Raw genomic sequence first — 9,687 nt, 5'->3', positions numbered from 1 at the left:
TCCTGGGCGGCATCCGGCGCCGGGGAGCCCGCCATGGTCCGGCGCTCGCCCGGAGGGCACGGCATCATGGGGCCGTGCGTGCTGCTCGGCTCATCAAGATGGTGCTTCTGCTCCAGGCTCGGCCCTCGATCACGGGGGCCGAGCTGGCGCGGGAGCTGGAGGTCTCCGAGCGCACCGTGACGCGGGACGCCGCCGCGCTGTCCGAGGCGGGGATCCCGGTCTACGCGGACCGGGGCCGAGCCGGGGGCTACCGGCTCATCGGCGGCTACCGCACCCGGCTGACCGGCCTCGGGCGGACCGAGGCCGAGGCGCTGTTCCTGTCCGGTGTGCCCTCCGCGCTGCGCGAGATGGGGCTCGCGGACGCCGCCTCCGCCGCCCGGCTGAAGGTGTCCGCCGCACTGCTCCCGGAGCTGCGGGACGCCTCCCACACGGTGGCCCAGCGGTTCCACCTCGACGCCCCGGGCTGGTGGCGGGAGCCGGAGGCGCCGGAGCTGCTGCCGGGCATCGCCGACGCGGTCTGGGACGATCTGCGGATCGCCGTCCGCTACCGGCGCCGGGACGCGGAGGTCCGGCGGGAGCTGGAACCGTACGGGCTCGTGCTCAAGGCGGGCGTCTGGTATCTCGCGGCCCGTGCGGAGGGCGGCTTCCGGGTGTACCGGGTGGATCGTTTCGCCGCCGTGGAACCGACCGGCGCCCGCTACACCCGGGACGAGGAGTTCGACCTGCCCGCCTTCTGGGAGGAGCGGGCCGAGCAGTTCGCCCGCTCGATCCTGCGGGAGCGGGCCGTCGTACGGCTGACCCCGGCCGGGGCCCGGCGGCTGCCGCATGTCACGGACCGGGTGGCGGCCGAGGAGGCCGTACGCGAGGCCGGGGAGCCCGACGGGCAGGGGCGGCTCACCGTCACCCTGCCCGTCGAGTCGTACGAGGTCGCACTCGCCCAGCTGCTCGGGCTCGGCCCGGAGGCGGAGGTGCTGGGGCCGCCGGAGCTGCGGGCGCTCTTCGCGGAGGCGGCACGCCGTACGGCGGAGCTGTACCGGTAGGCCGTATGGACAAGGCGCAGCCCTATCGGTAGTCGGCGGCCGTGCCCTCCTTACCGCCGAAGACGACGTCCCGGAAGTAGCCGAAGGCATCCGGCCGGGAGCCGTCCAGATCGGTGAAGCCGTAGACCTTGGCCAGCTCCCCGCTGAAGACGGACTTGCCGTTCCACCGCGCCCGGTCCGGGTCGGCGGCGAGCGCGGCGACCGCGCGCCCGACGAAGCGCGGCGATTCGGCGATGGCGAAGTGCGGCTCCTTCTCCACCGCGTCCCGCCAGTTCTCCTCCGTCACCCCGAAGTGGTCCAGCATCTGCTCGGAGCGCAGAAAGCCCGGCGAGACGCTGACCGCCGTGCCGTCGAACTCCTTCAGCTCCTCGGCGAGCCCGAAGGCGGTGCGGATGGGCGCGTTCTTGGCGAGGTCGTAGAAGAGGTTCTCACGGTAGGTCTTGTTGAACTCCTCGTTTCCGTCTGTCACCTCGACCACCAGACCGCCCGGGTTCCGGATCAGCAGCGGCAGCGCGTAGTAGCCGGTGATGAGGTGGGTCTCGACGCCGAGCCGGAGCATCCGCAGCCCGCCCGCCAGATTCGTCTCCCACGTCTTCTTGCCGAACTCGATCAGCGCCTCACCGCCCCATACGTCGTTGACCAGGACGTCCAGCCGGCCCTGCTCCCGGTCGATCCGCTCCACCAGCGCCCGGACCTGCTCGGGCTCGAGGTGGTCCGTCGGGACCGCGATGCCCGTGCCACCGGCGGCCGTGATCAGCTCCGCCGTCTCCTCGATGGTCTCGGTGGCCCGCCCCACCTCGCTGATCCGATCGCGGGTGGTGCGCCCCGTCGCGTAGACGGTGGCTCCGGCCGCGCCCAGCTCGACGGCCATCGCCCGGCCCGCGCCGCGCGTCGCCCCCGCGACGAGCGCGACCCGGCCCGCCAGTGCGCCCTGTGTGCTCACGTTCGATACGTCCTCTCGGTGTGGATGCCGCGTGAATGCCTTGTTGGGTGACGTGGTCGACCCGGGCTTCCCGGGGCCGACCACGGGTCGACCTTCGCAGGGAAATCCGACATCCGCTGTCCGGTATCGCGCGGCGACCGCATCCGGCCCGTTCCGCGTGCGGGGGTGCGCGGGAGGGCCGATCCTGGTCCCGTGATGATGGACGAGACGGAGTTCTGGGGGCTGGTCGACAGCGCTCGGGAGGCCGCGGACGGCGACCCCGAGGAACAGTCCGACCTGCTCGTCGAGCGGCTGTCACAGCTCGACCCCGACGCGGTGCTTGACTTCGCCCGGCACTTCGAGGCCCGCTCCAACCGGGCGTACCGCTGGGATGTGTGGGGCGCCGCCTGGGTGCTGCTCGGCGGGGTCAGCGAGGATGCCTTCGAGGCGTTCCGCTACTGGCTGATCGGCCAGGGCCGGGAGATCTTCGAGGGCGCGCTGCACGATCCGGACGCGCTCGCCGATCTGCTCGAGGACTTCGACGAGCAGGTGGACGGCGACTGCGAGGACCTGGGGTACGCGGCGGACGAGGCGTACGAGCGGCTGACCGGTGCGCCCCTGCCGGAGCTGGGGCTCTCGCCCATGCCCCGGGAACCGATCGGGGAGCCCCTCGAATTCGAGAGCGAGGCGGTACTGGCGGAGCGGTATCCGCGGCTGTGGGAGCGCTTCAGGGCCTGACCCACAGCCTTGTTGTGCGGGCGTGACGCGAGGCGGCGCCTCAGCCGTCCAGCGGGCGCCCCATCAGCACATCGTCCACGTACTCCCCCTCCAGCAGGAACTCCCCCGGCAGCACTCCCTCCACCGCGAACCCCTCCGACGCGTACAGCCGCCGTGCGGGCGTGTTGTGGCCCAGCACCCGCAGGGTCATGCGGGTCGCGCCCTGCCGCCGCGCCTCCTGGTACGCGGCGCCGAGCAGCGCCCGCGCCACGCCCTTCCCCCGCACCCGCTCGTCCACCGCGAGCCCCTGGATCTGGCGGACATGGGCGTTGCAGGCCAGCGGGGTCGGCGGCACGAGCCGTAGGTAGCCGACGGGAGACCCGGCGAGCTCGGCCACGAGGATCTGCTCGACGCGGTTGTGCAGGGTGAAGAAGGGGTCGTACGGCGGCTGCGGCTTCGGCTGTACGGCATGCAGGGGCGACCAGGTACGGCGGTCGAGCTCGGCCAGCGCCGTGTCGTCGTCGAGCACGGCGGGTCGGATGATCAGCTCGGACCGCTGGGACGGTTGCGGCGCTTGGGGCGGTCGGGGCGGTCGGGACAGGTCGTAGGGCTGGGACATGCGGATCACTGTGCCACGCCCGCCCGTTGTCCGACATCCCTCCCGTGATCGAGGGCAGGATGGGGCCATGCGTATCGCGGTCACCGGTTCCTCCGGGCTCATCGGCACGGCACTCGTCCGCTCGCTGCGCGAGGACGGCCACCAGGTGGTGCGTCTGGTGCGGCGTCCATCGCGTGCGGAGGACGAGGTGGAGTGGGACCCGCGGCGGGAGTGGGTGGACACCTCCGGGCTGATGGGCTGTGAGGCCGTGGTCCATCTCGCGGGCGCGGGCGTCGGCGACCGGCGCTGGACCGACGCGTACAAGAAGGAGATCCGGGAGAGCCGGGTGCTGGGCACCGCGGCCATCGCCGAGGCGATCGCCTCGCTGGACACCCCGCCGCGGGTGCTGGTGAGCGGGAGCGCGGTGGGGTTCTACGGTGACACCGGGGAGCGCGCGGTCGACGAGAGTGCGCCCCCCGGCCACGGTTTCCTTCCGGATCTCTGCCAGGACTGGGAGGAGGCGGCGACCGCGGCGCAGGAGGCGGGCGTCCGTACGGTCTTCGCCCGGACCGGTCTGGTGGTCTCCGCCGAGGGCGGGGCGTGGGGGAAGCTCTTCCCCTTGTTCAAGCTGGGGCTCGGCGGGCGGATGGGCAGCGGCCGGCAGTACTGGAGCTTCATCGCGCTGCGGGACCACATCGCCGCGCTGCGCCACATCCTCGACACGCCCGAGCTCACCGGGCCGGTCAACCTCACCGCGCCGACACCGGTGACCAACCGCGAGATCACGGCCGCCATGGGCCGGGCGCTGGGCCGCCCCACGCTCTTCTCGGTGCCCGCGCCCGCGCTCCGGATCGCCCTGGGTGAGATGTCCGGAGACGTCCTCGGCAGCGTCCGGGCCGTCCCTCGCCGCCTCCTGGACTCCGGCTTCACGTTCGCCTGCCCGCATGTCGAAGCGGCGATCAAGGCGGCGCTCACGTAAGGGAGTTGGGCGCTCGTCGTCCCCTCCCGCTCTCCCCCCTCCCCCGGTCGCGGACCGTTCGATGGCGGTGTGCGACTGGTGTGCGACCGGTGTGCGCCCGTGCCCGGTCGATGCGCGTCTGGCATCGACCGTTTTTGTCCGTACTGTCATGACCGTCTCGCCGAGCCGTCTCGCGGGACCCACGCATCCGGACCGCCGGTCGGGGCAGCAGCCCCCGTGACGGACGCACCGACCTCGGGGAGGACACGTGCTCAAGCGCGCGCACCGCACGGACGTCGTCATCGTCGGCGCCGGGCTCGCGGGGCTGGCCGCGGCCCACCGGCTGACCGGCGCGGGAGTCGCGGTCACGGTGCTCGAGGCCGCGCCCCACGTGGGCGGACGGATGACCACCGAGACCGTGGACGGCTTCCGGCTGGACCGCACCGGCCATCTGATGAACACCTCGTTCCCGGAGTTGCGGCGCACTCCGGGGCTCAGCGCCCTCGCCCTGCGCCCCTTCGCCCAGGGGGTGCTGGTCCACAGCGAGGGCCGTACGCACCGGGTGGACACGCCCCGGAGCATGAGGGGCGCATTCACCACGGCACGCGCCCTCGCGAACGCCGCCCGCGCGCCGCTCGGCAGCGGGCTCGATCAGGCCCGACTCGGTGCCGCGCTCGGCAGGCTCGCCGCCCTGCCCGCGGACCGCCTGCTCGCCCGCCCCGACCGGCCGGTCTCCGAGACCCTGGGGGGGCGGGGCCTACCTGCTCGTACGGTCGAGGGAGTGCTGCGTCCGCTGCTCGTCTCACTGCTGAGCGACCCGGACCTCACCACCTCCAGCCGCTGCGCCGACCTGGCGCTGCGCGGTTACGCACGCGGCCGCCTCTGCCTCCCGGCGGGCGGCGCGTCCACCGTCCCCGAACTGCTCGCGGCCGCGCTGCCGCCGGGAACGGTCCGTACGGGCGTCCGGGCCATATCGGCCTCCACCACCGCCGTGGCCACCGCCGAACACGGCGAGTTCGGCTGCCGTGCGGTGCTGGTGGCCACCGGGGCGCACGACGCGGCCGGGCTGCTGCCCGGGCTGCGGGTACCGGCCTTCCACCCGGTCACGGTGGTGCACCACACCGCCGACCGGCCGCCGCTGCGCGAGCCCGCGCTGATACTCGCCGCGGGCGGCGGGGGCCCGGTGGCCCACACGATGGTGGCCAGCGAGGTGGACCCCTCGCGCACCCCGCCCGGCCGGGTACTGATCACCTCCACGGTGCTGGGCACCTCCGCCGCGCTGCCGACCGCCGAGCTCGACCGGGCCGTCCGGGCCCAACTGGCGGCGGTGTACGGGACGTCGACGGCGGCCTGGGACCTGCTGGCCGCCCACCACGACCCATACGCCGTCCCGGCCATGCCCGCACCCCACGACCCACGCCGCCCGGTGCGACTGCTGTCCGGGCTCTACGTCTGCGGCGACCACCGCGACTCCAGCACGGTCCAAGGCGCCCTGGCCTCCGGCCGCCGAGCCGCCCGAGCAGTCCTCAGCGACTTCGGCGCCCCACCGGACTCGGGCTCCGACACGAATCCGGGCACCTTGCCCGCAGCGGCGGCCTGACGCGGGGCCCGTGCGGGGGTTCACCACTGAGGTCAGGCTCCCGTCACGGCCCGCGGCCAGGGAGGACCGACACCCGCGGCGCGGCGGCCCGACCGGCGCCATCCGCGCGGTGCTCGGCGGGCCCGCCGAGGCCCAGGCTCCCCCGCGGCACGCGGCTCGCGGCCGGACGGCACACGGCCGGACGGCACACGGCCGGACGGCACACGGCCGGACGGCACACGGCCGGACGGCACGCGGCTGGTCCGGCTGGGCGCCTCGCCGGGAGTCGGGTCCGGCGCGAGTTCCGGCACCGGGCCCGGCCCGGTGCCGCCGTGGCGGCCTGGGGCACGCCCGCAGGGCGCAGGGTCACCGGGGCCCGCGCGCTGCGCGACTGTGCGTCAAGACGCGTCCGTAGCGGAGGGGTTGGGCGTGGTGCGGGCGGCGGACCCGGACAGCGCCGCCAGGATCGCGCCGCATACGAAGCATCCAGCCGCGATCACGGCGGAGAGCCGCATCCCGGCGTAGAAGGCGGAGTTCGCGGACGCTGCCGCGAGGGTTCCGAACAGGGCCACGCCAATGGCGCTGCCCAGTTGCCGCGCCGCGTTGAAGGCGCCCGACGCCGCGCCGCGCACCTCGTGCGGCGCGGCCTCCATCGCGGCGATCGTCGCCGACGGCATGGTGAACGAGGTGCCGAACCCGGTCAGCAGCAGCGGCACGACCAGCAGCGCGTACGGCGTGTTCGGCCCCACGGCCGCCCAGCCGAGCAGCCCCACGGCCCCGGTCAGCAGCCCGGCCACGGCCGGGACGTGGGTGCCGACGCGCGCCGCGACCCGCCCGGACAGCGGCGACGCGGCCGCCACCAGCGCGCCCATCGGCAGCAGGGCCAGACCGGTGGCGAGCGGGTCCCAGCCCCGGTGGCGCTGGAAGTAGAGGGTGGTGAGGAAGAGCAGCCCGTAGAAGCCGAGGTTGAGCAGCACCCCCACGGCCAGCGCGGCCGGGAACCGGAAACCGGTCAGCAGACGCGGTGGCAGCGCGGGCGCCGCCGCGCGCCGCTCCAGCCACAGGAACAGCGCCCCGGCGAGTGGCGCGGCCGCCAGCGCGCCAAGCACCAGCGGATCGGTCCAGCCGCGCCCGCCCGCCTCGTTCAGCCCGGCCGTCAGGGCGGCCACCGCGCCGACGCCGGTGAGCTGGGCGGCGAGGTCCAGCGACGGACGCTCCGCGCGCGGGCGCGTGGCGGGCACATGGCGGACGGTGAGCCAGATGGCGAGCGCGCCCAGCGGGATGTTGACGACCCGGCCCCCAGCCCGGCCCCGATGCGGGGCACGGCCACATTGACGACGGTGACGTCGAGGATGACCAGGAAGTAGCCAAGGCAGATGGCAAGCAGCGGCCCCTTCCGCACGGCACCCATCACGGGCAGGTCCGAGGATCGCGGAGGCCGGTGTGTGGAGCGGTACGTCCTCATGCCTCCAGCCTCACGCCTGATCCCTATCGGTACCGACCGAACCATGGCGCGCCCAGGACGCACGGGAAGCGCGAACGAGGGCCCCATGGCTCGGCCCTCGCCCCTGCCCCGGTCTGTCCGGCCCCGGGCGCCCCGTAGCCCGCAGCCCGGAGCCCGCAGCCCGCGCCCGGAGACGCGTATGGCGAGGCGTCCAGCCCGAGGCGCGCAGCGCAAGGCGCGGAGGCCAAGGCGCCGCGGCGCGGCCCACGCCGCCGAGATGCACGCGGCCGCACGCCACGCTTCGTGGCACGGCACGTACGACGAAGCTCCGGCCCGAAAGGCGCAAGCCCAAGCCCGCGGCGAGCAGGGCAGGGGCCACGGCGCGTCCCTCCGCCCCTGGCCCCCGCCGAAGCTCGGGGGGTAGGCGACCAGAGGCTCGTAGGGCCAAGCGCCCAACCCGCCACGCGCAGCCCAACCCGCCGCGCCCAGCGCAAGGCGCCACGCGCAGCCCAACCCGCCACGCGCAGCGCAAGGCGCCGCGACGCGGTCCGCGCCGCCGAGGATGCACGAACCATCCCCGCCACACTTCGGCCCTCGCCGAAGCGAACCCGTCCTACGCTGGAGCCATGGCCACCACCACGGATGCCCGTGACGCCGACATCGCTCGCGCGGCCGCGGCGATCGCCGACCCGTCCCGTGCCCGCGTTCTGCGGGCGCTGCTGGAGGGGCGTGCGCTGCCCGCCAGCGTGCTGGCCGGTGAGGCCGGGGTCAGTGCTTCCACGGTGAGTGGGCATCTGGCCAAGTTGCTGGAGGCCGGGGTGGTGCGGGTCGAGCGGCATGGGCGGCATCGGTACTACCGGCTGACCGGTCCCGCCGTCGGCGAGGCGCTCGAGGCGCTGGCCAGGATCGCCCCGCCGCTGCCCGTCACCTCGCTGCGGCAGAGCACCCACGCACACGCCCTGCGCCGGGCGCGCACCTGTTACGACCATGTCGCGGGCGCCCTCGGGGTGGCCCTGATGGCGGCGCTGCTGGAGCGCGGGGTCCTGGCGGGCGGCGACGGGCGCTTCCATCCCGAGACGGCGGCGGGCGACCGGCTCTCGGCCCCGGGCAAGGACACCACGTACCGGCTGACGGCCCCGGGGCGCGCGGAGCTGGCGGCGTTCGGCGTGGACGCGGACGAGCTCGCCGGGCGCCGCCGGCTGATCCGCTACTGCGTGGACTGGACCGAGCAGCGCCACCACCTCGCCGGAGCGCTGGGGGCCGCCCTGATGGACCGGCTCTTCGCGCTGGACTGGATCCGCCGTGGCAGCCGCCGCCGCGTGATCAACCTGACCGATGCCGGTCGCACCGGCCTGGAGCGCACCTTCGGCGTCGTGCTGGACGCCTGAGCGACGGCAGGCCCCTCCCCAGAGCCGCTACCCCAGAGCCGCCACCCGCTCCCGGTAGCCCCGTACCGGTGCCGCGTCCCGGTACGGCTCGAGGCGGCGCTCGAAGTCCCGTACGTACTCCGCCGCCCGCACCGACCGCATCTCCGAGGCCTGCTGCGCCGCCTCCGCGCCCAGCTGGCACGCCTGCTCCAGCTCGCCGAGGCCCAGCCGCGCCGTCGCCAGCACCACCCGGCAGAACAGCCGGCTGCGCGCGAACCCGGCGCCGTGGAGCTGGAGGGAGCGCTCCGCGTGCTGGGCGGCGGCGCGGTACTGCTGCAGATCGCGGTGGCAGTGGCCGAATTCGTCGGCCAGCTGCGCCTCGTCGAACAGCCGCGCCCAGTACGGCACATCGTCCCCCGGCCTTGCCGCCTCCAGCGACCGCTCGGCGCGGGCGAGCGAGGCGGTGCACGCGCGCACCTCGCCCAGGACGCCATGGCCGCGCGCCTCGATCGCGTGCAGCAGCGACTGCAGCACCGGCGGGGCGCCGCCGCCGACCCCCTGCTGGGCCACCCGGGCCAGCTGTACGGCCTCCCGCCCATGGCCGAGATAGACCGCCTGGCGGCTCATCGTGACCAGCACATAACTGCCGTACGTACGGTCCCCGGCCGCCTGCGCCAGCCGCAGCGCCTGGACGAAGTAGCGCTGCGCCAGGCCGTGGGCGGCGATGTCGAACGAGGTCCATCCGGCCAGCCGGGTCAGATCGGCGATCGCGCCGAACAGCCGCCGCCCGGTCGCCTCGTTGTACGAGCCGCGCAGCATCGGCTCGCCCTCGTGCTCGAGATAGCGCACCAGGGCCTGCCGGGCGTGGCCGCCGCCGTACGTCTGGTCCAGCGCCGCGAACAGCTCCCCGACCGAGCGGAGGGCCGCGATGTCGCCGGTGGTCACCCGGTAGCCCGGCCCTCGCCGGTCGCGGTCGTGGCGCCGCTGGCGGGGCAGCGGCGCCCGGCCGTGAGGACCATGGGCGCCGTGCGGACCGTGGGTGCCATGGGGGCCGTGAGGGCC

General features: G+C 74.9%; 8 protein-coding genes and 1 pseudogene. 5 read left to right on the top strand and 4 right to left on the bottom strand.

What is annotated here, in order from left to right:
* The first annotated feature begins 74 nt into the window (after positions 1-74).
* Positions 75-1,040, top strand: coding sequence for a YafY family protein (locus tag GWI24_RS33515; RefSeq protein WP_210949819.1), 966 nt, complete (start codon positions 75-77; stop codon positions 1,038-1,040).
* Positions 1,041-1,062: 22 nt separating this feature from the next.
* On the opposite strand, the gene GWI24_RS33510 is transcribed toward GWI24_RS33515, so the two are convergent.
* Entirely contained in the window at positions 1,063-1,983 is a 921-nt protein-coding gene (locus GWI24_RS33510; RefSeq protein WP_210949818.1) for an SDR family oxidoreductase, read from the bottom strand.
* A 198-nt stretch (positions 1,984-2,181) separates the two neighbouring features.
* Between GWI24_RS33510 and GWI24_RS33505 the strand changes: the two genes are divergently transcribed.
* On the top strand, positions 2,182-2,700 hold the full coding sequence (locus GWI24_RS33505; protein WP_210949820.1) for a DUF4240 domain-containing protein: 519 nt from the start codon (positions 2,182-2,184) through the stop codon (positions 2,698-2,700).
* Positions 2,701-2,740: 40 nt separating this feature from the next.
* On the opposite strand, the gene GWI24_RS33500 is transcribed toward GWI24_RS33505, so the two are convergent.
* Positions 2,741-3,298 carry a GNAT family N-acetyltransferase gene (locus GWI24_RS33500; RefSeq protein ID WP_210949817.1) on the bottom strand — a complete coding sequence of 186 codons (558 nt, stop codon included), beginning with the start codon at positions 3,296-3,298 and terminating at the stop codon, positions 2,741-2,743.
* Between the two features lie 67 nt (positions 3,299-3,365).
* On the opposite strand from GWI24_RS33500, the gene GWI24_RS33495 reads away from it, so the two are divergent.
* A complete protein-coding gene (locus GWI24_RS33495) occupies positions 3,366-4,256 on the top strand; it encodes a TIGR01777 family oxidoreductase (protein WP_210949816.1) in 891 nt (296 codons plus the stop codon).
* Positions 4,257-4,503: 247 nt separating this feature from the next.
* Entirely contained in the window at positions 4,504-5,835 is a 1,332-nt protein-coding gene (locus GWI24_RS33490; RefSeq protein ID WP_210949815.1) for an NAD(P)/FAD-dependent oxidoreductase, read from the top strand.
* Positions 5,836-6,212: 377 nt separating this feature from the next.
* Here the strand turns inward: GWI24_RS33490 and GWI24_RS33485 are convergent, their stop codons facing one another.
* Positions 6,213-7,055: an MFS transporter gene (locus GWI24_RS33485; protein ID WP_210949814.1), complete on the bottom strand. Its 843-nt coding sequence runs from the start codon at positions 7,053-7,055 to the stop codon at positions 6,213-6,215.
* Positions 7,056-7,884: 829 nt separating this feature from the next.
* On the opposite strand from GWI24_RS33485, the gene GWI24_RS33480 reads away from it, so the two are divergent.
* A complete protein-coding gene (locus GWI24_RS33480; RefSeq protein WP_210949813.1) occupies positions 7,885-8,646 on the top strand; it encodes a helix-turn-helix transcriptional regulator in 762 nt (253 codons plus the stop codon).
* A gap of 27 nt (positions 8,647-8,673) precedes the next feature.
* On the opposite strand, the pseudogene GWI24_RS33475 reads toward GWI24_RS33480, so the two are convergent.
* Positions 8,674-9,687, bottom strand: a pseudogene (locus tag GWI24_RS33475) (regulator); the annotation flags it as partial.

Source organism: Streptomyces sp. MK37H, assembly GCF_018035285.1.
GTDB lineage: Bacteria > Actinomycetota > Actinomycetes > Streptomycetales > Streptomycetaceae > Streptomyces > Streptomyces endocoffeicus.
Note: the sequence above shows the minus strand (reverse complement) of the source record. Positions and strands in the feature narration are given on the sequence as shown.